The following is a 20,406-nucleotide window of genomic DNA, read 5'->3' on the forward strand; positions in this document are numbered from 1 at the left end:
TCGGAGGGTTGCAACGTGGAAAATCAAATTTTCGAGCTTCAGTACGCCATCGACACCTTTTACTTCCTGGTGTGTGGCGCGCTGGTAATGTGGATGGCCGCCGGCTTCGCCATGCTTGAGGCAGGTCTGGTGCGTGCCAAGAACACCACGGAAATTCTTACCAAGAACGTGGCGCTGTATGCCATCGCCTGCATCATGTATCTGGTGTGCGGCTACGCCATCATGTACGACGGCGGCATCTTCCTGAACGGCATCGAGTCCTTCGATCTGGCCGGTGTGCTGGCGGACTCCGCCTCCAACGGCTTTGACGGCGACTCCGTGTACTCCGCCGCGTCCGACTTCTTCTTCCAGGTGGTGTTCGTGGCCACCGCCATGTCCATCGTCTCCGGTGCCGTGGCCGAGCGCATGAAGCTGTGGGCGTTCCTGGCCTTCGCCGTGGTGATGACCGGTTTCATCTACCCGATGGAAGGCTCCTGGACCTGGAACGGTGCCGACGTGTTCGGCATGTACAACCTGGGCGACCTGGGCTTCTCCGACTTCGCCGGCTCCGGCATCGTGCACATGGCCGGTGCGTCCGCCGCCCTGGCCGGTGTGCTGCTGCTCGGCCCGCGTAAAGGCAAATACGGCCCCAACGGTCAGATCCACGCGATCCCCGGCGCCAACCTGCCGCTGGCCACCCTGGGTACCTTCATCCTGTGGATGGGCTGGTTCGGCTTCAACGGCGGTTCCGTGCTGAAACTGGGCGACGCCGCCAACGCGCACTCCGTGGCCATGGTGTTCCTGAACACCAACGCCGCCGCCGCCGGTGGTGCCGTGGCCGCGCTGATCGTCGGTCGCTTCCTGTTCGGCAAGGCCGACCTGACCATGCTGCTCAACGGCGCCCTGGCCGGTCTGGTGACCATCACCGCCGAGCCGTCCACGCCCACCGCCCTGACCGCCACGCTGTTCGGTGCCATGGGTGGCGTGCTGGTGGTGTTCAGCATCATCGCCCTGGACAAACTGAAGATCGACGATCCGGTCGGCGCCATCTCCGTGCACGGTGTGGTCGGTCTGCTGGGTCTGCTGCTGGTGCCCTTCACCAACGACGGTTCCACCTTCCTCGGTCAGATCGTCGGCGCCATCACCATCTTCGTGTGGGTGTTCGTGGCCAGCCTGATCGTCTGGGGTGTGCTCAAGGCGGTGGTCGGTATCCGTGTCAGCGAAGAGGAAGAGTACGAAGGCATGGACCTGATCGACTGCGGGATGGAAGCCTACCCGGAATTCGTGAAAAGCTGATTCTGTTTCCTTCCTTGGAACGTTGCTGGGCGCCTTCGGGCGCCCTTTTTTTGACTTGTTTTTGTGACCACCATCCCTGGCGGTCACCCTTCGGGCCGTCGCTAGCGCGACGCCAAAAATCGTTCCTGACGATTTTTTTGCGCTCTTTTACCGCCTGGTTACGTTCCGTGCATGGAGCGGCGGGGCGCGGCTGGCTAGAGTGCCTGGATGTCCGATTCACTTTCGCCTTCCCGCGCCGCGCCGGCGCTGATATGCCACGACTGCGCCCTGCGTCTGGCGCCTCCGGCGGCCCCCCGGGGCCACTGGTACTGCCCCCGGTGCGGCGCCCGGCTGGGCTCGCGTCATCGCCTGCGCACCCAGACGGTGCTGGCCCTGGCCGCCACCGCCCTGGTGCTGTGGCTGCCGGCCGTGAGTCTGCCGCTGGTGTACGTGGACCAGTTCGGCGTGGGCGGTTCGGTGTCGATCCTGTCCAGCGTGGCGGCGCTGTTCCAGGACCGCCACGGGCTGGTGGCGGCGGTGGTGTTCGTCACCCTGGTGCTGATGCCGCCGGCGCAGATGCTGGCGCTGCTGGTGGCCATGGCGCGCCTGCGCGCCGGCGGGCGGCCGGGCCGCTGGTTGTGGTGGTACCGCCAGGGCCGTGAGTGGGCGATGCCGGAGATCTTTTTGCTCGGCGCGCTGATCGCCACCACCGAACTGGGCGGCAACGCCAGCCTGCGGCTCGGCACCGGCCTGTTCTGTCTGATCGGTCTGGTGGTCACCCGCTGGATCGCCGAGGGGCTGGCGGACCCGGCGGCCCTGGACCGGCTGCTGGAACAACGGCGGCGCGAGGCCGGCGATGACCACCGTGGCTGAGCCGCCGAAGGCGGGCCGGCGGCGACCGCTGGCCTGGGCGCTGCTGGTGGCCGCCGCGGTGTGGCTGATACCGGCCAACCTGCTGCCGATCATGACCTTTGAAACCCTGGGCCGGGAGCAGGCCGGCACCATCGCCGATGGCGTGTTGCGGCTGCTGCAATCGGGCATGCCGGGCCTGGCTCTGGTGGTGTTCACCGCCAGCCTGCTGATTCCGATTCTCAAGATTCTGGTGCTGGCGGTGATCTACTGGCGCACTCCGGCGCACCCGCGCCCGCGCGGCGCCATCCGCGCCTACCGGCTGGTCTACTGGATCGGCCGCTGGTCGATGCTGGACGTGTTCGTGGTGGCCCTGCTGGCCGGGCTGATGCGTTTCGGCGTGCTGGCCCGGGCGGTGCCGGAGCCGGGCATTACCGCCTTCGCCCTGGCCGTGGTGCTGACCATGCTGTCCGCCCACGCCTTCGTCACTTCGCAACTCTGGGAACCCGACCATGGATCAGGTGCAAACCCGTAGTACCCGCTGGCCCTCGCCGATCTGGCTGGTGCCGTTGATCAGCATCGCGCTGGCCGGCTGGCTGCTCTATCAGGAATTTCTCAGCAGCGATCAGACCGTGGTGATCACCTTCGAACAGGGCAGTGGCCTGAAACCCGGGGTGCCGGTGAAGTACCGGGGGGTGCCGGTGGGGCAGATCGATGAAATCCGCCTCAGCGACGATCTTGATCAGGTGGAGGTGCACGCCAGCCTGAACCGGGATGCGCGGGCGCTGGCCCGGGAGAACAGCCGCTTCTGGATCGTGGAGCCGGAGATCGGCGTGGCCGGGGCGCGCAATCTGGACACCCTGGTGGAGGGCAAATACATCGCCGTGAAGCCCGGCGAGGGCGAACCGGCGAGCCGTTTCCAGGGCCTGTCGGCGCCGCCGGACCAGCAGCCGGAGTCCGGCCTCAAGCTGACCCTGGTGGCCGACACCCTGGGTTCCCTGAAGCCGGGACGGCAGGTGTTCTACCGGGACCTGGCGGTGGGCACCATCGGCGACAGCCAGCTGTCCCGGGACGCCCGCCATGTGGAAATCGAGGTGGTGATCCAGCCTCGCTACGCCAAGCTGGTGCGCACCAATTCGAAATTCTGGAACAGCTCCGGGCTGGATGTGGACTTCGGCCTGTTCACCGGCGCCGATATCCGCGCCAGCTCGGTGGAGAACCTGCTGCGCGGCGGCGTCAGCTTCGCCACCCCGGATCAGGCCGGGCCGCTGGCCGGGGCCGGCCAGCGCTTCGAGTTGAATTCGCAAGCCGAGGACGAATGGACCGAATGGGCGCCGATCCTCGGCTGGCAGTGAGGCGCGCGGATCAGGTCATGCGCCGCACCAGGGACAGCGGCAGCACCCGCATGGCGAAGCCCAGCGGCGCCCAGGGCCAGGACGGCACACAGGCCTTGGCCGGCTCCTTCTCGATGGCGGCCACCAGGGCCCGGCAACCGGTCTCGGTGTCCACCATGAAGGGCGCCTTTTCCACCTTTTCGTTGATCTCGGAACGAATGTAGCCCGGAAAGATCGTGCTCACGGTGATCGGCTTGCCGAGCATCTCCATGCGCAGCCCTTCCGCGAGACTGGCCACGCCGGCCTTGGTGGCGGCGTAGGTGTTGATGTTCTTGCGCATGCCACGCATGGCGCTCATCGACGACATCATCACCAGATGGCCGCTGTTCTGCTCGCGGAAAATCTCCATGGCCGCTTCGCACTGCGCCAGCGCCGCCACGAAGTTGGTTTCGGCGGTCTGCCGGTTGGCGTGGAAATAGCCGGTGCCGAGCGGCTGGCCCTTGCCCAGGCCGGCGTTGACGATCACCCGGTCCAGGCGGCCCAGTTCCCGCTGGAACCCCCTGAACACCTCGAACACCCGGTCGTAATCGTTCACATCCAGAGGCTGGATGGCCACGGTGATGGCCGGGTTGATCGCCAGCAGTTCGTCGCGCAGCGCCTCCAGCCGGTCCAGGCGCCGGGCGCACAGGGCCAGGTTGCGGCCCTTGGCGGCGAACAGGCGGGCCATGCCGGCGCCCAGGCCGGAACTGGCGCCGGTGATCAGAATGTTGGAGCGGGTGGTCATCGCGAATCCTCGTTCAGCGGTAGGTCAGCAGATCGCCGCTCAGATGCAGGTGCTCGTTGAGCGTGGCCAGCCGCAGCCGCCCGGTATTGACCAGCAGCCGCGTGACGCTGGTGTTGATCAACCCCCGGTTGAAGGTGATCAGCGCCTCGTCGTCCAGCCCCAGCAAATGCTGGATGGCCACGCTGATGGCGCCGCCGGAGGTGAACACCAGGGCGCTGTCGCCCTTTTCCAGACCATTGGCCAGGCTGTACAACGAGGCCAGCACGCGCTCGCGGAACGCCACCCAGGTTTCCGGGTAGTCGTCCTCGCCCCGCTGCCAGCGCCGCAGGGCCTCCTCGAAACGCGCCTGGAAGGCACGCCGGGGCTGGCTCTGGGTGGCCATCCAGGTGGCCAGGGCGGCGCGGTCCTGGGACTCCGGCCAGTGCACCCGCATCAGGCTCTGATGATCATACTCATTGAAGCCGGGATCAGTGTGCCATTCGCGGGGCAGGGTCAGGGCATCCAGCGCCGCCTCGGCGGTTTCCCGGTGTCGCTGCATGGCGCCGCACAGCACCCGGGGGGCACCCAGGTTCTGCTCGCGAAGATGACGCCCCAGCACCCGGCTCTGTTCCCAGCCCAGGTCGGACAGGGCGTCATAGTTCTCCGCGCCAAAGCTCGCCTGGCCATGGCGGATCAAGTAAACGACGGGCATTCAAGCCTCCTGAAGCGCAGCTTGACCTCATGCTAGGGAGCGGTTTTGAATAAATCGAATGAATCTTGGAAATAATCTGGAATAAATCGCATGCATGTATCGCGCTTCGATCTGAACCTGTTCGTGGTCTTCGACGCCATCTACACCGAGGGGTCCCTGACTCGGGCGGCGCGGGTGCTCAACCTGACCCAGCCGGCGGTCAGCCACGCTCTGGGTCGCTTGCGCGATCGCCTCGACGATCCGTTGTTCGTGCGCCAGGGGGCGCGCATGGTGCCGACCAGCCGGGCGCGGGCCATGGTCACGCCGGTGCGGCATGCCCTGGGCGGGCTGCAGCGTTGTCTGAGTGACGAGGGCGGCTTCGATGTGGACGAGGCGGAACGCACCTTCGTGCTGGGTCTGCGCGACGGGCTGGAAGGCTGCTTGCTGCCGCCGTTGCTGGCCGGCCTGGTGGACGAAGCGCCGGGGGTGAAACTGCAGTCGATGACGGTGGCCCGCCGACAACTGGCCACAGAGCTGGCCAGCGGGCGCCTGGACATGGCCGCCGACGTGCTGCTGCCGCTGCCGGAGTCCATCGAGCACCGGCCGGTGATGAGCGGCCCCCTGGTGGTGTTGATGCGCGAGGGGCACCCGCTGGCCGGCAAGCTGGATCTGCCCGCCTATCTGGCCGCCCAGCATGTGCTGGTGTCGTCCCGGCGGGAGGGGCCGGGCATGGAGGATTTCGGGCTGTCGCGGCTCGGCTACCGGCGCAACATCCGCCTGCGCTGCCAGCACCATATGGCGGCCCTGGCGACGGTGATGGGCACCGATCTGCTGCTCACGCTGCCCGGCCTGCTGGCCCGCCAGCTGGCGCCGGCCGGCAGTCACCTGGAACCGCTGCCGGCGGACGTTCCTGGCCTGGAGCTGCACCTGTACTGGCACCGCGATCAGAGCGCGGACCCGGGCCACAGTTGGCTGCGGCAAAGGGTGATGGCCATGCTGGCGGAGCAGCAGCTCGCCGATCCCGGTGTTCGCTCTTTATTCGTAGCGCCCTGACGGGCTCTTCACGCCTTCGCCGTATTGCGTGAAGGCGACCCCCGGAGCAGCATCGCTGAACGTGATTTGTATCACAGTTTTGGTTGTGCGTAACAATGCGTAAACGATCCCGGGGGGGACACAGAATGAGCCTGTTCAAAGAACTGGCCTTGGTGGATTGGAACCTGGTGACGCGGCGAGCCCTGTTGATTGTGGTGCTCGGCGTGGCCGCCTGTTCCCTGGCGATCATCGTCAGCGGCTGACGCCACCACGTCAGGTAAAGGCCGCATCAGGTAAAGGCGACGTCGGGTAACGACCCGTCGTCGTCGAACGCCGGATTCCTCAGTACCCGCACGTCGTACGGCTCCACCGCCTCGCCACAGGCGTCGCAGGTGAGCCGTGCCTGTAACCGCTCGCCACATTGCCGATGCTCATGAATCAGCGGCGCGCCGCGCGAGTCGGCCAGATAGCGGTCGCCCCACTGCACCAGATGGACGATCACCGGATGCAGCGCCAGGCCCATGTCCGTGAGTCGGTATTCCTCGCGGCGGGGTCGCTCCTGATAGGGCGTTTTCTTGAGCACGCCCTCTTCCACCAGTTTGCGCAGCCGGTCGCTGAGCACATGGCGGGTCACCCCCAGGCGGCTCTGGAAATGCTCGAAACGGCGCACCCCTAAAAAGCAGTCGCGCAACACCATCAGAGTCCAGCGGTCACCGATCACCGCCAGGCTGCGTGCCAGGGAGCAGGGTTGCTGATCCAGTTCTTGCCAGCGCACGGGCTTCTCCATTGTTCCATTCGTCTTCAGTGTACGAGTTTGACAGGTTCCAAAAAAGAACCCACTATCGGGCGAACCGATAAGTTCTAAAAAAGAACCCACTATTAAGGAGAGCGCCATGCCCAATCCCGCCATGCTGGTCATCGGGGCCGGCGACGCCACCGGTGGCGCCATTGCCCGGCGCTTTGCCCGCGAGGGTTACACCGCCTGCGTGACCCGGCGCCGCGAAGCGGAGCTGGCGCCTCTGCTGGAAACCATCCGGGCGGACGGCGGCCAGGCCCACGGCTTCGGCTGCGACGCCCGCGACGAAACGCAGATGGTGGCGCTGTTCGACACCATCGAGGAGCAGGTGGGGCCGCTGGAGGCGGTGGTCTTCAACATCGGCGCCAACGTGAACTTTCCGATCCGTGACACCACCGCCCGGGTCTACCGCAAGGTCTGGGAAATGGCCGCCTTCGCCGGCTTTCTTACCGGCCGCGAGGCGGCGCGGGTGATGGTGCCACGGCAGCGGGGCACGCTGATCTTCACCGGCGCCACCGCGTCCCTGCGCGGCGGCAAGGGCTTCAGCGCCTTTGCCGGCGCCAAGTTCGCCCTGCGCGCGCTGGCCCAGAGTCTGGCCCGGGAGCTGGGGCCGGAGGGCATCCATGTGGCCCATCCGGTGATCGATGGCGCCATCGACACCGCCTTTATCCGCGATAACTTCCCGGACCGTTACGCGCTCAAGGACCGCGCCGGCATTCTCGATCCGGAGCACATCGCCGACCAGTACTGGATGCTGCACAACCAGCCTCGGGACGCCTGGACCCACGAGCTGGATCTGCGGCCCTGGATGGAAACCTTCTGAACCCGATTGCGAACCGCGAGGACAACGGATGAGCCAGACCCTGGAATTCTTCTTCGACGTGGGCAGCCCCGCCTCCTACCTGGCCTGGACCCAGGCGCCGGCGCTGGTGGCACGCACCGGCGCCACCCTGCGCTACCGGCCGATGCTGCTGGGCGGCGTGTTCAAGGCCACCGGGAATGCGTCACCGGCGGCGGTACCCGCCAAGGGGCGCTACAGCCGCCACGACATGCAGCGTTTCGCCCGCCGCTATGGCGTCACCCTGACCATGAACCCGCATTTCCCGGTGAACACCCTGATGTGCATGCGGCTGGCCACGGCGGCGCTGGACAGCGACCGGAACGACACCCTGCTGCGCGCGCTGTTCGAGGGGCTGTGGCGGCAAGAGCGGGATCTGTCGGATCCGGAGGTGCTCGGCCGCACCCTGGCGGAGGCCGGACTGGACGCCTCGGACTGGGTGGCCCGCGCCCAGACACCGGCGGTCAAGGACGCCCTCAAGGCGACCACCGAGGAGGCGGTGGCGCGCGGCGTGTTCGGCGCGCCCACCTTCTTTGTCGGCGAGGAAATGTTCTTCGGCCAGGACCGCCTGGACTTCGTCGAGGCGGCCCTCAACGGTGAGCCGGTCTGATCGCGGCTGAAGCCGCGATCAGGACAGCGCGTCCTGCATGAACGGCGGCAGCACCAGCGCGCCCCGGTGGATGTCGGCGCTGTAGTAGCGGGTGGCGAAGTCCTTGCCGGCGGCGTCGCCCTCGCGAAACGCGCCCACATCCCGGTTCTTGCCCGCCAGGGTGCAGCTCCACCAGCCGCTGGGATAGACCGGCTGCGGGAACGGCAGGGTGCGGGTGTGGCTGAAGCCGGCCTCGCGCATGTTGTGGTGCAGATCGCGGATGATGGTGTCGCTGTGCAGCAGCGGTGATTCGGATTGCTGCACCAGCACGCCGCCGTCCGCCAGCGCGCGGTGGCAGTGGCGGAAGAACTCGGCCTTGAACAGGCCCTCCGCCGGGCCCACCGGGTCGGTGGAATCGACGATGATCACATCGAAGCGCTCCGCTTCGCACTCCTGCATGAACTTGACGCCGTCCTCGAAGCGCAGCTCCGCGCGCGGGTCGTCGTTGGACTCGCACAGCTCCGGGAAATACTTCTCCGAGAAGCGGGTCACCTGCTCGTCGATGTCGATCTGGATGGCGCTGGCCACGCCGCCGTGGCGCAGCACCTCGCGCAGGGTGCCGCAGTCGCCGCCGCCGATGATCAGCACGTTGCGGGCCCCGGCATGGCTGAACAGCGCCGGGTGGGACATCATCTCGTGGTAGAGAAAGTTATCCCGGGTGGTGAGCATGGTGGCGCCGTCGATGGTCATCAGATAACCGAAGGTGTCGGTATCCCACATCTCGATGTGCTGGTAGGGCGTGCGCGCCTCTTCCAGCTTGCGCTTGAGGCGCAGGCCGAAGGCGGTGCCGGCGGAGTCGAAACGTTCGATGAACCAGTTGTCGTCTTGGGTAGCCATAACTCGGGGTCCGCTGCGTGAAAGTCTCAAAGACCGGCATTGTACGGCGGCAAGGATGATTTGCCAGCGCCCGTCCAGGCATAATGCCGATAACCGCGTTAGCCGCCCGTCATTCGTCGCCGAAGGAAAGCCCATGAGTGAGACCCCCACCCCGTTCGATGCCATCTACAATGTGGACCGCTGGGGCGACGGCTATTTCAGGATCGGCGGCGATGGCCATCTGCGGGTGCGGCCCCAGGGCGGGGACGGCGGCGAGGCGACCCTGGAAGCGGTGCTCGCCGCCTGCCGCGCGGCGGGCCTGCGCACGCCGGTGCTGGCGCGCTTCTCGGGCATCCTGCGCGATCGCGTGCGACGCCTGGCCGGGGCCTTCCGCGACGCCATCGCCGACCACGGCTACCGGGGTCATTACACGCCGGTCTATCCGATCAAGGTCAACCAGCAGCGGCGGGTGGTGCATGAGATCCTGCGCGCCCGGGAGGAGGGCGAGCCGGTCGGCCTGGAGGCCGGCTCCAAGCCGGAGCTGCTGGCGGTGCTGGCGCTCTCCAACCCGGGCGACACGGTGGTCTGCAACGGCTACAAGGACCGGGAGTATCTGCGCCTGGCGCTGATGGGCGAGAAGCTCGGCCTGCAGGTGCAGATCGTGGTGGAGAAACTGTCCGAGCTGCCCATGTTGCTGGAGGAGGCGGAAGCCCTGGAAGTGGCGCCGCGCATCGGCCTGCGGGTGCGGTTGATGAGCATCGGCAAGGGCAACTGGCAGAACACCGGCGGCGAGAAATCCAAGTTCGGGCTGAGCGCGCCCCAGCTGCTGCAGGCGGTGGAACATTGTCGCCGCGCCGGCAAGCTGGACTGCCTGCGCATGCTGCATTTCCATCTGGGCTCGCAGATCGCCAACATCCAGGATATCAAGGCCGGCATGCGCGAGGCGGCCCGCTATTACACCGAGCTGCGCGGCCTGGGCGCGGCGCTGGACACCGTGGATGTGGGCGGCGGTCTGGGCGTGGACTACGAAGGCACCCACTCCCGCTCCTACTGCTCGATGAACTACAACCTGGCGGATTACGCCTGGCACATCGTGCACACCCTGGCCGAGCAATGCGCCCGCCACGACCTGCCGGAGCCGCATCTGATCTCCGAGTCCGGGCGCGCCCTCACCGCCCACCACGCCGTGCTGTTGCTCAATATCACCGACGAGGAACGCATGGCGGCGGCGCCGGTGGCGGAACCGGCGGCGGACGCCTGCATCGAGCTGCGCGAGCTGTGGCGGCTCAACGGTCTGCTGGAGAGCGGCGGGGTCAATCTGCTGGAGATCTATCCGGAGCTGGTGGGCGCCTGGCAGGATCTGCACCGGCGCTACCTGAACGGCGAGCTGGATATCCGCGGCCGCGCCGCCGGGGAACAGCTCTACATCAACGGCCTGCTGGCCCTGCGCGACCGGCTTGACCCGCGCCGGCGTCAGCAGCGGGAACTGCTGGACCGCCTCAACGAATTGCTGGCGGACAAACTGTTCGTGAATTTCTCCGTGTTCCAGTCGGTGCCGGATGTGTGGGGCATCGACCAGGTGTTTCCGGTGCTGCCCCTGTCCGGCCTCGACCAGCCCGCCACCCGGCGCGGCGTTCTGCAGGACATCACCTGCGACTCCGACGGCCGCATCGACCAGTACGTGGACGGCGAGGGCGTGGAGGCCACCCTGCCGCTGCCCGAGACCCTGAACGGCCATCTGGCCATTTTCATGGTGGGCGCCTACCAGGAAATTCTCGGCGACATGCACAACCTGTTCGGCGACACCGATTCCGTGGACGTGAACCTGAACGCGCGCGGCGAGATCGAACTGACCCACGCGATCCAGGGCGACACCGTCAGCTCGGTGCTGCGCTATGTGAACTTCGATCCGGAACGGCTGCTCGCCACCCTGGAGGAACGCTGTCACCATTCGCAGCTGCGCGACGACGAGCGGCAGCGTTTTCTCGGTGAGATCCGTGATGGTCTCGCCGGCTACACCTATCTGGAATGAAGGCGGAAAACACAGACCATGGATGAACAACGACGGGCCCGACAGGAGGCGGTGCTGCGGCGCCTGGACCGCTTCAGCCGCTTCACCGATTCCAGTATCCGTATTCCGTTCACCCGTTTTGAGTTGGGCGCCGAAGCCCTGATCGGCCTGGTCCCCGGGATCGGCGACCTGGCCGGGTTCGTACTGTCCGGCTATGTGCTGGTGGAGGCGCGCCGGGCCGGCGCCAGCGGCACCACCCAGCGCCGCATGTTGCGTAACATGCTGATCGATTTCGTCGGCGGTCTGGTGCCGGTGGTGGGCGACGCCTTCGACGCCATCTACAAAGCCAATACCCGCAACACCCGCCTGCTGCGCGCGGAGTTGTTGCGCGAACTGGGACGGGAGGAGAAGAAGCCGTTTCCGTGGAAAACGCTGGTGGGTCTTTCCTTGCTTTTTGGATTGATTACCGCGCTGGCGTTAATGGCTTTTCGATAGCGGCGAGCCGGTCGAGAAAGCGTTGCGTACCGGACAGCAACGGCTCGTCAAGACGACCGCTGCGGGCGCGCAGGGCCGCCAGGCCGTCCGCGCCATGGGTACGCCAATGGTGGTGACAGAACACCCGCAACAGAAACGCCTGGGTGAACAGCGGCGCGTCCAGGTCGGTGTCGTTGGCCATCGGCAGATGGGGGTGGTGCCGGCTCAGGGTGCCGGCAAAGGCGCCGTCGCCGAGGGCGAAGGGGCGGCCCTGTTCATCGTGCACCGGGGTGGTGCCGAGCCCGCAGCTGGGCGAACGGCTTTTTACCACGAAGCCGCTGAGGCCAGGGGGCACGGCGCGGGCCTGGTCGGCCAGCGCTTCGGTGAGATCCCGGCGCGGCGCGGTTACGTGACGGACCCGGCGGGCGCCTTCAATCTCCACCACCTGGATCGGCGGGCGCGGTACCGGCAGGCCCACGGCCACTTCCGGACACACCTCCACCAGCCGCAGCAGGCCGGCCAGTTCATCGTGCACGCGCGCATGGCGCCGATGGCCGCCGTCGTGGCGCACCGGTTTGCCCATCAGGCAGGCACTCACTCCCACCACCGGCCGATCGGCGTCACGGCCGGGGGCGAGAAAGCCCATTTCCTGCAGCAAATCCGGTAGCATGGGTCTCCCCTGCTGACCACCGACGGCGATGGTATTTTCATGAAAGGCGTCATTCTCGACAGTCAGACCCTGAAGCTCGAAGAGCTGGATTTTTCCGCCCTGGAGCGCCAACTGTCACACTGGACATACTACGAGCAAACCGGCCCGGACGCTGTAAAAAACCGTTTGCGGGACGCCACCGTGGCGGTCACCAACAAGGTGGTGATCGATGCGGAAGCGCTGGCGGCGGCGCCGGATCTCAAGCTGATTTGCATCTCCGCCACCGGCATCAACAATGTGGACCTGGAGGCCGCCCGCCGGCAAGGCGTGGTGGTCTGCAACGTCAGCGGCTACGGCACCGAAACGGTGGCCCAGCACACCCTGGCGCTGATGCTCGGCCTGGCCACCCGCTGGCACCAATACGACCGCGAGGCGCGCCGGGACTGGCCGCGTTCGTCCATGTTCTGCCGCATGGACCATCCGGTGTTTGATCTCAACGGCAAGACCCTGGGGCTGATCGGCCACGGTGATCTGGGCCGCCGGGTGGAGGCGCTGGCGAAGGCGTTCGGCATGACCGTGCTGGTGGCGCAATCGCTGCGCCCCGGCGCCGCCGCGCAGGCGGAGCGCGTGCCCCTGAACGAGCTGCTGGCCCGCTCCGATCTGGTCAGCCTGCATTGCCCGCTGACCGCGGAAACCGACAAGCTGGTGAACGCGGATTTTCTGGCCGCCATGAAGCCCGGCGCCGGCCTGATCAACACCGCCCGGGGCGGGCTGGTGGACGAGCCGGCCCTGGCCCGGGCGCTGCGCGAGGGCACCCTGGGCGGCGCCGCCCTGGACGTGCTCAGTCAGGAGCCGCCGCCGGCGGACCACCCGCTGTTGGCGGACGATCTGCCCAACCTGATCATCACGCCGCACAGCGCCTGGGTCAGCACCGAATCCCGCCAGCGCCTGCTGGACGGGGTGGTGGCCAATCTGCGTGCCTGGCGCGACGGCCAGCCACGGAACGTGGTCAACGGCCTGACCAGCGCCTGAACGGCCATCACCGTAAAGGAACGAGCGTTAAAGGAAAGCGGCCATGTGGCATCAACGGATCGTGACCCTGGCCCCGCGCCCGCGGGGCTTTCACCTGATCAGCCGGGAGTTGCTCGGCGAACTGCCGGAACTGGGCGAGCTGAGCGTGGGCCTGCTGCACCTGTTCATCCAGCACACCTCCGCGTCCCTGGCGATCAACGAAAACGCGGACCCGGACGTGCGCGGTGACCTGGAGCGGCACTTCAACGTGATGGTGCCGGAGAACGCACCCTACTATGCGCACACCCTGGAAGGGCCGGACGACATGCCGGCGCACATCAAGACGGTACTGATCGGCGAGAGCCTGACGGTGCCCATCCGCGACGGCGCACCGGCGCTGGGCACCTGGCAGGGCATTTATCTCTGCGAGCACCGCGATCACGCCGGTGGCCGGCGGATCGTGGCGACGCTGCAGGGGGAATAGGGGCGCCCCTACAGATTGCGGCTCAAAGCGTTATTGAGAAATCCACTGCAGGAATTGGCGGCGCTCTTCCTGGGTGGCCTGGTTCCATTGCGCCTTCAGGGTGTCCAGATAGCTGGCGCTCTTGCCGGCGGGCGCGGGCGCAGGTGCCGGTGCCGGCTGGGCCGGAGTGGCCGGCGGTTGGCCTGCGGGGGCCACGGTGGTCACCTTGGCGCGACCGGCGAAGGCCGGTTGCTCGGTGCCGCCGCCGCCCTGCGGGGTGATCGCCCGGGAGCTTTTTTGCTCCACCTCGGTGCCGGTGATCGGCGCCAGAATGCCCCGGTTCAGCACCAGGCCGCTGGGCTCGGACGGGGTGCTCTCGCCGGTGGTCACGTTCTCCACCCGGCCGGAAAAGTCGTCCGCCAGCACGCGGGCCTGATCCACGTTTTCCGGACGCTCGAAGGCCAGCCGATAGAACTCACCGGCGTTGCCGTCCACGGTGAACCTGGCCGGATCGGACTTGAGCACTTCGTGGTTGTCCGCGTCCAGATCCCACAGGCGCTTGTAGTAGGCCATGATTTCATAGCGGCCCGGAGCCAGCTTGAGGTCCTTGTAACCGCTGCTGAAGAAGGTGTTCACGCCGTCCACCTCCTGGCCGTTGATGGTGAACACCTCCAGATCCGACGGCACGCGCACCGTCAGCACCTGGGCGTCCGGTTTCGCGGCGCCGTCATACAGCTGCACCACCGGGCTGCGGGCGCAGGCCGAGAGCAGCAGCGTGGCACCCAGAATCAATACGAACGAACGCAGTAAAGCCATGAAAGGTCTCCCGATTGGCGGACCCGGCAGTGTGACCGGCTCCGATAAAGATTTTATGACAAAGTCCCCGGGTGCCGCCGTCGGCTAGAACCCCCAGGTGGTCAGGTTGGCCGGCGGCCGGTCGCGGCCCACGTCGCGCAGTCCGCGCACGCAGCGCACCAGCCACCAGATCACGATGATCACCAGCAGCAACCAGCCGATCAGCGCCAGGGTGGTGACGCCGGCGATCAGGTAATACAGCAAGCCGATCCAGAACGTCCGGTACTGGAAACGGTAATGGGAGCGCTCCGGCTCCCCCGCCTCGGGTGCGTTCAGGTGGGCGATCACGGCGCCCACCAGAGCGGTCAGGCCGCCGGTGAGCAGGCCGATCAAAAGCAGGGCGTACACCACCCTCAGCATTTGCCGGCTGTGCTCGTTCACGGCATCTCACCGCCCTGGCCGTCTCCGTCTTGCGAATCACCTTGTTGCGAATCACCTTGCAAATCCGGTGCCGGCGCGTAGCAGGTGGCCATGCAGGCATCCAGGGTTTCGAACGGAACGCTGCCTTCGCAACCGCCCCAGGTGAACTGCTCGCAACGGTCCGCGTCCGCGTCGTAATAGTAGCGCGGTATCGCCGCCCGGCACTGGCCGGTGTCCGGGGCCTGGAAACAGGCGTCGGGTAGCGGGTGAGCGGTGCGGCCGCTCTGGCAGCCGGTCAGCGCCAGCGATCCCGCCAGCAACCCCATCATCAACGTGCGCATGCGTCTTCCTCCTTGGTGGTCGCCGCTTACTATACCCGCCCCGGCGTCCGGGCTCAGCCCATCAAACGGCCGCGAAAGATGAAAAACACCGCGCCCATCAGGCACAGCCCGGCCCACAGGTAGTCCCAACTGAGCTTTTCCTTCAGGTAAAAAACCGAAAAAGGCACGAACACGGCCAGGGTGATCACCTCCTGGGTGATCTTCAACTGCCCCACGCTCAGCACCTGATGGCCGATGCGATTGGCCGGCACCTGCAGCAAATACTCGAACAGGGCGATGCCCCAACTGACCAGCGCCGCCACGATCCACGGCTTGTGCGCCATGTTCTTCAGATGGCCGTACCAGGCGAAGGTCATGAAAATATTGCTCAGGGTGAGCAGACAGACGGTGGTCAGAATCGGCGGCATGGCGGGGGTCCCGGTGGGTTCAATGGCAACGCTTCAACGGCAGTGCTTCTGGTCGGAGGGAATGCCCTCGCCGCGCAGCTGGATCACCGTCTTCTGCAGCAGCAGATTGTTGGGCAGGGTGTAATGATGGCCCTCCTGGTCCTCCAGCACCACGAACACCAGCCCCATATGGCGGATGCAGCCGGTCACCGTATTGTCGCCATCGAGGAACCGGATGCGGTCACCGATTCGATAGGGCGCGCTGAAAAACAGGATCACCGCCGCCGTGGCGTTGCTCAGCATCGACCAACTGGCGAACAGCGCCACGCCCAGCAACGCCACCAGGGAAGTGGTGAACACCATGAAGCCGTCGCCGCTCAGCCCCCAAATCACGCCCAGCAGCAACATGCCCAGCACCAGGCACAGCACATTGATCAGCACCGCCACCTGGAACACCCGCCCCCGCGCCAAACCGCGCCGGGCGGCCAGCCGCCGGGTCACCCCCCGCAACAGCGACGACAACACCAACGCCCCCACCACTACCGCCAGGGACAACAACAGCTTCACCAGAAACGTGGACATCACAACGAACCAGACTCAGAAAAGAGCCCAGTCTACCCCCAACCCCCACCCCCTCAAACACTTGAGCCCGGCCAACGCTCCAGAGGCCGGAGGCGCGGTGGGCCCCTGGAGGCAGGGCGTAACACAGCTCCGCGCCCCAGCTGGAGAGAAACTTACCTACCGCAGCTCAATCCGCACCGGCAACCCATCCTTCGGCATCGCCAACGGCACCAACTGCACCGGCATCTCATACCCCTCCCGCACCGACACCCGATACCGCCGCAGGAAATGGAACAGAAACGCCTTCGCCTGAATCTCCGCGAAATTCAGCCCCAAACACTTATGCTGCCCGCCCCCGAACGGAATCCACTGGAAATGATGGCCCTTGTGCTCGGCGCGCCCCTCACTGAAACGCTCCGGATCGAACCGCTCCGGCTCGCTCCAGTACTCCGGCATGTAATGGGTGAACAACGGCGACAGATTGACCAGCGTATTGCGCGGAATCCGGTAACCTTGAAAGTCCACGTCCTCCACCGTACGCCGTGGAAAGGTGGTCAGCGCCGGCCGCATGCGCAGGGTCTCGCGGAACACCCAGCCGGTCTCGACCATGGCCTCCAGATGCTCATAGCCCAGTGCCTCGCCGTCCTCCAGGGTGGCCGCCACCCGCTCCATCTCGGCACTCAGCCGCGCTTGCCACTCCGGGTGCCGGCACAGCAGATAGATCAGCGAGCACAGCGTGCTGGTGGTGGTGTCGTGGGCGGCGAACAGCAGGAAGATCATATGGTTGGCCACGTCCTGGTCGGTCAGGCCGCCTTCCTCCGCCGCCGCCTGGCAAAGCTGGCTGAAGAAATCCGGCGTGGCCGCCCGGCGTTTCTCCGGAATCAGGTCGGTGACGAAGCGCTCCAGATAGCGGCGCCCGCTCAGCCCGCGATGCCACAGGGTGCCCGGCACCGGCACCCGCAACACCGCCAGGGAGGCGTCCGCCGCATCGATAAAGGAGCGGTTCACCCGGTCCGCCTCCGGCCCCATGTCCAGGCCGAAAAAGATCTGCGCCCCCACGTCCAGCAGCAGCGCCTTGATGCGGTCGAAGAAAGTGAAGGTATCGCCCACCGGCCAATCCCCCAGGCCCGCCTGGATATGGGGATTCATGCGCGCCAGATAGCTGGCCAGCGCCGGCTTCTTGAACGCCTGCTGCATGATGCGGCGGTGGAACTTGTGGTCGGCGAAGTCGCGCAGCATCAGCCCGTCGGTGAACAGCCGCTCCAGAATCGGATTCCAGGCTGCGCGGCTGGAAAACACATGGGCCTGGTCGCGCAGCACGAACTCGTTGGCCTCCGGGCCCAGCAGGGTGACGCCGCGCTGGAACAGGATGCTGCCCCGGTGCACCGGCCCGTAGCGTTGCGCCTGCCGCCGCACCAGACCCTGATAGTCGCGCAGGAACGCCAGGGTCTGGCCGAACAGCGGCCAGCCGTAGTCGCCGGGGATGTGGTCGAGTTTGCGCTGGGGCAGGCGCGGCAGGCGCGCGGCCCGGCTTTGGGCCTCTTCCAGGGTGGTCATGGCGTACTCCGATAAACAGCCTGTATAGCCCGGCAACATACCCGCCGGCCGGCGCCGTTCGCCAGCCTCTGTCGGCAGCGGTCAAACGGTGCTGTGCGGTCGGGTAAGGGCGCTGGTACCATCGGCGGTCCCGTTGATCAGGTCCTTCGTTAAGGAAAGTACCCATGGCTCACCACGACACCGACTTCCAACCGCTGGCGCTGGCGGTTCTTACCGTCAGCGACACCCGCACCACGGACAACGACACCTCCGGCGATCTGCTCGCCGAGCGCGCCACCGGTGCCGGCCATAACGTGGTGGCCCGGGACCTGGTGCGCGACGACATCTACCAGCTGCGCCGGGTGGTGTCGGCGTGGATCGCCGACCCGGCGGTGCAGGTGGTGCTGGTCACCGGCGGCACCGGCTTCTCCGGCCGCGACAGCACGCCGGAGGCTCTGGGCGTGCTGTTCGACAAGCACGTGGAAGGCTTCGGCGAACTGTTCCGCCAGGTCAGCCTGGACGAAATCGGCCCGTCCACCATCCAGTCCCGCTGCCTGGCCGGGGTCGCCAACGGCACCCTGATCTTCTGCCTGCCGGGCTCCAACAACGCCTGCGCCACCGGCTGGGACAAGATCATCGCCAACCAGCTCGACAGCCGCACCCGCCCGTGCAACTTCGCGGGCCTGGTCAGCCGCGGAGCCTGATCATGACGCTGATGCCCGTGGACGAGGCCCGCCAACGGCTGCTGGCCACCGCCCGGCCCCTGGGCCGAGTGGTGGAGGAACCGCTGGAACGGGCCCTGGGTGGCTGGCTGGCGGCGCCGGTGGCGGCCCGGGTCACGGTGCCGCCCCACGACAATTCCGCAGTGGACGGCATCGCCGTGCGCCGGGCGGATCTGGGCGACGGCACGGTGAGCCTGCCGATCACCCTGCGGGTGCCCGCCGGTGACCCGCCGGGGGAACTGGCCCCCGGCGGCGCGGCGCGGATTTTCACCGGCGCGCCGGTGCCCGCCGGCGCCGACACCGTGCTGATGCAGGAAGACTGCGTGTTCGGCGACGGCACGGTGACGCCCCCCGCCGCCGAGGGGGTACAGGCCGGGCAGAACATTCGCCCCGCCGGGCAGGACTCCCGGCAGGGCGAGGTGGTGCTGGAAGCCGGCGCGCGGATCACGCCCATGGCCATCGGGCTGGCCGCCTCGGTGGGGGTGGCCACCTTGCCGGTGCGTCGCCTGCGGGTCACGGTGATCAGCAGCGGCGACGAACTGGTGCCCCCCGGCACGCCGGCGGGGCCGGGCAAGATCTACAACAGCAACGGCCCGCTGATGAGTGCGCTGCTGGCGCAAAGCGGCTTCACCGACGTCACCGCCCTGTGGTTGCCCGACGACCGTGCCCGCACCCGCGAGCAGTTGGACGCCCTGCTGGCGGACCCGCCGGACCTGGTGCTGGCCAGCGGCGGCGTGTCGGTGGGCGAGGAAGACCACCTGCGCGCCGCCCTGGAGGAACGGGGCGAGCTGGATTTCTGGCGCCTGGCGATCAAGCCCGGCAAGCCGTTCACCTTCGGCCGGCTCGGCGACGGCGGCCTGCCGTTCTTCGGGCTGCCCGGTAACCCTTCGGCGGTGCTGGTGTGCTACCTGACCCTGGTGCTGCCTTACCTGCGCCGTTGCCTGGGCGCGGAACCGGTGCTGCCGGTGCCCCAGCGGCTGCCGTCGGACTTCACCGTGGCGCGGCCCGGACCGCGCCAGGAGTACCTGCGCGTGCGCCGGGTGGAGCGGGACGGGCAGGCGTGGCTGCAACGGCACCCCAACCAGAGCTCCGGCATGCTCAGCTCGGCGGTGTGGGCGGAGGGTCTGGCGGTGGTGCCGGTGGACGCCACCGTGGCCGCCGGTGACCCGCTGGACTATTACGCGTTCGCGGATTTGCTGGCCTGACGGTCGGCGCCATCACACTAAGAGGCTGAACCCATGCAGCAAGACTCTCCCCGCCACGGCAAGGTGGCCATCGTCACCGGGGCCGGCACCGGCATCGGCAAGGCCAGCGCCCTGGCGCTGGTGGCGGCGGGCTATCGGGTGGCGTTCGCCGGCCGCGACGGCGCCCGCCTGGAGCGGGTGCTGGCCGAGGCCGGCCTGGGGCCGGATCAGGCCCTGGCGGTGCCCACCGACGTGGGCGACCCGGACCAGGTGGACGCCCTGTTCGAACGGACCCGGGCGGCCTTCGGCCGGCTCGATCTGCTGTTCAACAACGCCGGCACCGGCGCGCCGCCGGTGCCCCTGGAAGACCTGACGCCGGACCAGTGGCGCCGGGTGGTGGACGTCAATCTGTCCGGCGCCTTCTACTGCACCCAGGCGGCGTTCCGGATCATGAAGGCCCAGGATCCCATGGGCGGGCGCATCATCAACAACGGCTCCATCTCCGCCCAGTCGCCGCGTCCCAATTCAGCGCCCTACACCGCCACCAAGCACGCCATGACCGGCCTCACCAAGGCCACCTCCCTGGACGGCCGCCGCTATCACATCGCCTGCGGGCAGATCGACATCGGCAACGCCGCCACCGAAATGACCGAACCGATGAAGCGCGGCATTCCCCAGGCCAACGGCGAGATTCTGGTGGAGGACCGCATGGACGTGGCCCATGTGGCCGAGGCGGTGGTACAGATGGCGGCCCTGCCGCTGGACGCCAACGTCCAGTTCATGACCATCATGGCCACCCGCATGCCCTTTATCGGGCGCGGCTGAGCGCCC

General features: G+C 67.2%; 25 protein-coding genes. 14 read left to right on the forward strand and 11 right to left on the reverse strand.

The annotated features are described in order from the left end of the window. Positions 1-15 precede the first annotated feature (15 nt). From ACLD0W_RS06050 to ACLD0W_RS06065, 4 genes are all read left to right on the forward strand, one after another. Complete coding sequence (locus ACLD0W_RS06050) at positions 16-1,275, forward strand: ammonium transporter (protein ID WP_410306577.1); 1,260 nt, start codon at positions 16-18, stop codon at positions 1,273-1,275. Between the two features lie 207 nt (positions 1,276-1,482). After that, on the forward strand, positions 1,483-2,127 hold the full coding sequence (locus ACLD0W_RS06055) for a paraquat-inducible protein A (RefSeq protein ID WP_410306578.1): 645 nt from the start codon (positions 1,483-1,485) through the stop codon (positions 2,125-2,127). After that, the gene (locus ACLD0W_RS06060; RefSeq protein ID WP_410306579.1) at positions 2,111-2,638 is read left to right on the forward strand and encodes a paraquat-inducible protein A; all 528 of its coding nucleotides are present in this window, start codon (positions 2,111-2,113) and stop codon (positions 2,636-2,638) included. Before ACLD0W_RS06055 ends, ACLD0W_RS06060 begins: the two co-directional genes overlap by 17 nt. Next, positions 2,616-3,458 carry an intermembrane transport protein PqiB gene (locus ACLD0W_RS06065; protein ID WP_410306580.1) on the forward strand — a complete coding sequence of 281 codons (843 nt, stop codon included), beginning with the start codon at positions 2,616-2,618 and terminating at the stop codon, positions 3,456-3,458. Before ACLD0W_RS06060 ends, ACLD0W_RS06065 begins: the two co-directional genes overlap by 23 nt. Positions 3,459-3,468: 10 nt before the next feature. On the opposite strand, the gene ACLD0W_RS06070 is transcribed toward ACLD0W_RS06065, so the two are convergent. Further along, positions 3,469-4,221, reverse strand: coding sequence for an SDR family oxidoreductase (locus tag ACLD0W_RS06070; protein ID WP_410306581.1), 753 nt, complete (start codon positions 4,219-4,221; stop codon positions 3,469-3,471). A gap of 13 nt (positions 4,222-4,234) precedes the next feature. Further along, a complete protein-coding gene (locus tag ACLD0W_RS06075) occupies positions 4,235-4,912 on the reverse strand; it encodes a histidine phosphatase family protein (RefSeq protein ID WP_410306582.1) in 678 nt (225 codons plus the stop codon). Positions 4,913-5,002: 90 nt separating this feature from the next. On the opposite strand from ACLD0W_RS06075, the gene ACLD0W_RS06080 reads away from it, so the two are divergent. Beyond that, positions 5,003-5,944: a LysR family transcriptional regulator gene (locus ACLD0W_RS06080; RefSeq protein WP_410306583.1), complete on the forward strand. Its 942-nt coding sequence runs from the start codon at positions 5,003-5,005 to the stop codon at positions 5,942-5,944. A gap of 268 nt (positions 5,945-6,212) precedes the next feature. Here the strand turns inward: ACLD0W_RS06080 and ACLD0W_RS06085 are convergent, their stop codons facing one another. Next, positions 6,213-6,698 (reverse strand): winged helix-turn-helix transcriptional regulator, encoded by a 486-nt coding sequence (locus ACLD0W_RS06085; protein ID WP_410306584.1) that lies wholly within the window; start codon positions 6,696-6,698, stop codon positions 6,213-6,215. A 118-nt stretch (positions 6,699-6,816) separates the two neighbouring features. Between ACLD0W_RS06085 and ACLD0W_RS06090 the strand changes: the two genes are divergently transcribed. Next, positions 6,817-7,542, forward strand: coding sequence for an SDR family oxidoreductase (locus ACLD0W_RS06090; RefSeq protein WP_410306585.1), 726 nt, complete (start codon positions 6,817-6,819; stop codon positions 7,540-7,542). 28 nt (positions 7,543-7,570) lie between these two features. Then, positions 7,571-8,167 carry a 2-hydroxychromene-2-carboxylate isomerase gene (locus ACLD0W_RS06095; protein WP_410306586.1) on the forward strand — a complete coding sequence of 199 codons (597 nt, stop codon included), beginning with the start codon at positions 7,571-7,573 and terminating at the stop codon, positions 8,165-8,167. Positions 8,168-8,185: 18 nt separating this feature from the next. Here ACLD0W_RS06095 and speE read toward each other — a convergent pair whose 3' ends face one another. After that, complete coding sequence (gene speE / locus ACLD0W_RS06100; RefSeq protein WP_410306587.1) at positions 8,186-9,043, reverse strand: polyamine aminopropyltransferase; 858 nt, start codon at positions 9,041-9,043, stop codon at positions 8,186-8,188. A 133-nt stretch (positions 9,044-9,176) separates the two neighbouring features. Here speE and speA point away from each other — a divergent pair, with 133 nt between their 5' ends. Together speA and ACLD0W_RS06110 are read left to right on the forward strand one after the other, a co-directional pair. Continuing rightward, a complete protein-coding gene (speA, locus tag ACLD0W_RS06105; protein ID WP_410306588.1) occupies positions 9,177-11,054 on the forward strand; it encodes a biosynthetic arginine decarboxylase in 1,878 nt (625 codons plus the stop codon). An 18-nt stretch (positions 11,055-11,072) separates the two neighbouring features. Further along, positions 11,073-11,528, forward strand: coding sequence for a DUF4112 domain-containing protein (locus tag ACLD0W_RS06110; protein ID WP_410306589.1), 456 nt, complete (start codon positions 11,073-11,075; stop codon positions 11,526-11,528). On the opposite strand, the gene ACLD0W_RS06115 is transcribed toward ACLD0W_RS06110, so the two are convergent. Continuing rightward, on the reverse strand, positions 11,497-12,177 hold the full coding sequence (locus ACLD0W_RS06115) for a DUF523 domain-containing protein (protein ID WP_410306590.1): 681 nt from the start codon (positions 12,175-12,177) through the stop codon (positions 11,497-11,499). The genes ACLD0W_RS06110 and ACLD0W_RS06115 overlap by 32 nt on opposite strands. 39 nt (positions 12,178-12,216) lie before the next feature. Here ACLD0W_RS06115 and ACLD0W_RS06120 point away from each other — a divergent pair, with 39 nt between their 5' ends. Further along, entirely contained in the window at positions 12,217-13,188 is a 972-nt protein-coding gene (locus tag ACLD0W_RS06120; RefSeq protein ID WP_410306591.1) for a D-2-hydroxyacid dehydrogenase, read from the forward strand. A gap of 43 nt (positions 13,189-13,231) precedes the next feature. Continuing rightward, positions 13,232-13,651, forward strand: coding sequence for a secondary thiamine-phosphate synthase enzyme YjbQ (locus tag ACLD0W_RS06125; protein WP_410306592.1), 420 nt, complete (start codon positions 13,232-13,234; stop codon positions 13,649-13,651). A 30-nt stretch (positions 13,652-13,681) separates the two neighbouring features. Here ACLD0W_RS06125 and ACLD0W_RS06130 read toward each other — a convergent pair whose 3' ends face one another. From ACLD0W_RS06130 to ACLD0W_RS06155, 6 genes are all read right to left on the reverse strand, one after another. Beyond that, complete coding sequence (locus ACLD0W_RS06130) at positions 13,682-14,446, reverse strand: DUF2057 family protein (protein WP_410306593.1); 765 nt, start codon at positions 14,444-14,446, stop codon at positions 13,682-13,684. An 84-nt stretch (positions 14,447-14,530) separates the two neighbouring features. Then, entirely contained in the window at positions 14,531-14,866 is a 336-nt protein-coding gene (locus tag ACLD0W_RS06135; RefSeq protein ID WP_410306594.1) for a DUF4870 family protein, read from the reverse strand. Then, positions 14,863-15,186: a BPTI/Kunitz domain-containing protein gene (locus ACLD0W_RS06140; RefSeq protein ID WP_410306595.1), complete on the reverse strand. Its 324-nt coding sequence runs from the start codon at positions 15,184-15,186 to the stop codon at positions 14,863-14,865. Before ACLD0W_RS06140 ends, ACLD0W_RS06135 begins: the two co-directional genes overlap by 4 nt. Before the next feature lie 53 nt (positions 15,187-15,239). After that, positions 15,240-15,593: a DMT family protein gene (locus tag ACLD0W_RS06145; RefSeq protein WP_410306596.1), complete on the reverse strand. Its 354-nt coding sequence runs from the start codon at positions 15,591-15,593 to the stop codon at positions 15,240-15,242. Between the two features lie 33 nt (positions 15,594-15,626). Further along, positions 15,627-16,154 carry a mechanosensitive ion channel domain-containing protein gene (locus ACLD0W_RS06150; protein WP_410306597.1) on the reverse strand — a complete coding sequence of 176 codons (528 nt, stop codon included), beginning with the start codon at positions 16,152-16,154 and terminating at the stop codon, positions 15,627-15,629. Between the two features lie 156 nt (positions 16,155-16,310). Then, positions 16,311-17,690 (reverse strand): cytochrome P450, encoded by a 1,380-nt coding sequence (locus tag ACLD0W_RS06155; protein WP_410306598.1) that lies wholly within the window; start codon positions 17,688-17,690, stop codon positions 16,311-16,313. A 164-nt stretch (positions 17,691-17,854) separates the two neighbouring features. Between ACLD0W_RS06155 and moaB the strand changes: the two genes are divergently transcribed. Genes moaB through ACLD0W_RS06170 form a run of 3 tightly spaced genes read left to right on the forward strand, consistent with a single transcriptional unit; the run spans position 17,855 to position 20,400 of the window. Next, complete coding sequence (gene moaB / locus ACLD0W_RS06160) at positions 17,855-18,373, forward strand: molybdenum cofactor biosynthesis protein B (RefSeq protein WP_204426526.1); 519 nt, start codon at positions 17,855-17,857, stop codon at positions 18,371-18,373. 2 nt (positions 18,374-18,375) lie between these two features. Continuing rightward, on the forward strand, positions 18,376-19,596 hold the full coding sequence (gene glp, locus ACLD0W_RS06165) for a gephyrin-like molybdotransferase Glp (protein WP_410306599.1): 1,221 nt from the start codon (positions 18,376-18,378) through the stop codon (positions 19,594-19,596). Between the two features lie 33 nt (positions 19,597-19,629). After that, complete coding sequence (locus tag ACLD0W_RS06170; RefSeq protein ID WP_410306600.1) at positions 19,630-20,400, forward strand: SDR family oxidoreductase; 771 nt, start codon at positions 19,630-19,632, stop codon at positions 20,398-20,400. Positions 20,401-20,406 lie beyond the last annotated feature (6 nt).

Source organism: Alloalcanivorax sp. C16-1, assembly GCF_046507805.1.
In the GTDB taxonomy this organism is placed as follows: Bacteria; Pseudomonadota; Gammaproteobacteria; order Pseudomonadales; family Alcanivoracaceae; genus Alloalcanivorax.

What these genes read in the sequence shown, in the direction of transcription:
- ACLD0W_RS06055 (WP_410306578.1), top strand. Translation starts at nt 1,483, where the DNA reads ATGTCCGATTCACTTTCGCCTTCCCGCGCCGCGCCGGCGCTGATATGC.
- ACLD0W_RS06060 (WP_410306579.1), top strand. Translation starts at nt 2,111, where the DNA reads ATGACCACCGTGGCTGAGCCGCCGAAGGCGGGCCGGCGGCGACCGCTG.
- ACLD0W_RS06065 (WP_410306580.1), top strand. Translation starts at nt 2,616, where the DNA reads ATGGATCAGGTGCAAACCCGTAGTACCCGCTGGCCCTCGCCGATCTGG.
- ACLD0W_RS06070 (WP_410306581.1), bottom strand. Translation starts at nt 4,221, where the DNA reads ATGACCACCCGCTCCAACATTCTGATCACCGGCGCCAGTTCCGGCCTG.
- ACLD0W_RS06075 (WP_410306582.1), bottom strand. Translation starts at nt 4,912, where the DNA reads ATGCCCGTCGTTTACTTGATCCGCCATGGCCAGGCGAGCTTTGGCGCG.
- ACLD0W_RS06080 (WP_410306583.1), top strand. Translation starts at nt 5,003, where the DNA reads ATGCATGTATCGCGCTTCGATCTGAACCTGTTCGTGGTCTTCGACGCC.
- ACLD0W_RS06090 (WP_410306585.1), top strand. Translation starts at nt 6,817, where the DNA reads ATGCCCAATCCCGCCATGCTGGTCATCGGGGCCGGCGACGCCACCGGT.
- ACLD0W_RS06095 (WP_410306586.1), top strand. Translation starts at nt 7,571, where the DNA reads ATGAGCCAGACCCTGGAATTCTTCTTCGACGTGGGCAGCCCCGCCTCC.
- speE (WP_410306587.1), bottom strand. Translation starts at nt 9,043, where the DNA reads ATGGCTACCCAAGACGACAACTGGTTCATCGAACGTTTCGACTCCGCC.
- speA (WP_410306588.1), top strand. Translation starts at nt 9,177, where the DNA reads ATGAGTGAGACCCCCACCCCGTTCGATGCCATCTACAATGTGGACCGC.
- ACLD0W_RS06110 (WP_410306589.1), top strand. Translation starts at nt 11,073, where the DNA reads ATGGATGAACAACGACGGGCCCGACAGGAGGCGGTGCTGCGGCGCCTG.
- ACLD0W_RS06115 (WP_410306590.1), bottom strand. Translation starts at nt 12,177, where the DNA reads ATGCTACCGGATTTGCTGCAGGAAATGGGCTTTCTCGCCCCCGGCCGT.
- ACLD0W_RS06120 (WP_410306591.1), top strand. Translation starts at nt 12,217, where the DNA reads ATGAAAGGCGTCATTCTCGACAGTCAGACCCTGAAGCTCGAAGAGCTG.
- ACLD0W_RS06125 (WP_410306592.1), top strand. Translation starts at nt 13,232, where the DNA reads ATGTGGCATCAACGGATCGTGACCCTGGCCCCGCGCCCGCGGGGCTTT.
- ACLD0W_RS06130 (WP_410306593.1), bottom strand. Translation starts at nt 14,446, where the DNA reads ATGGCTTTACTGCGTTCGTTCGTATTGATTCTGGGTGCCACGCTGCTG.
- ACLD0W_RS06140 (WP_410306595.1), bottom strand. Translation starts at nt 15,186, where the DNA reads ATGCGCACGTTGATGATGGGGTTGCTGGCGGGATCGCTGGCGCTGACC.
- ACLD0W_RS06145 (WP_410306596.1), bottom strand. Translation starts at nt 15,593, where the DNA reads ATGCCGCCGATTCTGACCACCGTCTGTCTGCTCACCCTGAGCAATATT.
- ACLD0W_RS06150 (WP_410306597.1), bottom strand. Translation starts at nt 16,154, where the DNA reads ATGTCCACGTTTCTGGTGAAGCTGTTGTTGTCCCTGGCGGTAGTGGTG.
- ACLD0W_RS06155 (WP_410306598.1), bottom strand. Translation starts at nt 17,690, where the DNA reads ATGACCACCCTGGAAGAGGCCCAAAGCCGGGCCGCGCGCCTGCCGCGC.
- moaB (WP_204426526.1), top strand. Translation starts at nt 17,855, where the DNA reads ATGGCTCACCACGACACCGACTTCCAACCGCTGGCGCTGGCGGTTCTT.
- glp (WP_410306599.1), top strand. Translation starts at nt 18,376, where the DNA reads ATGACGCTGATGCCCGTGGACGAGGCCCGCCAACGGCTGCTGGCCACC.
- ACLD0W_RS06170 (WP_410306600.1), top strand. Translation starts at nt 19,630, where the DNA reads ATGCAGCAAGACTCTCCCCGCCACGGCAAGGTGGCCATCGTCACCGGG.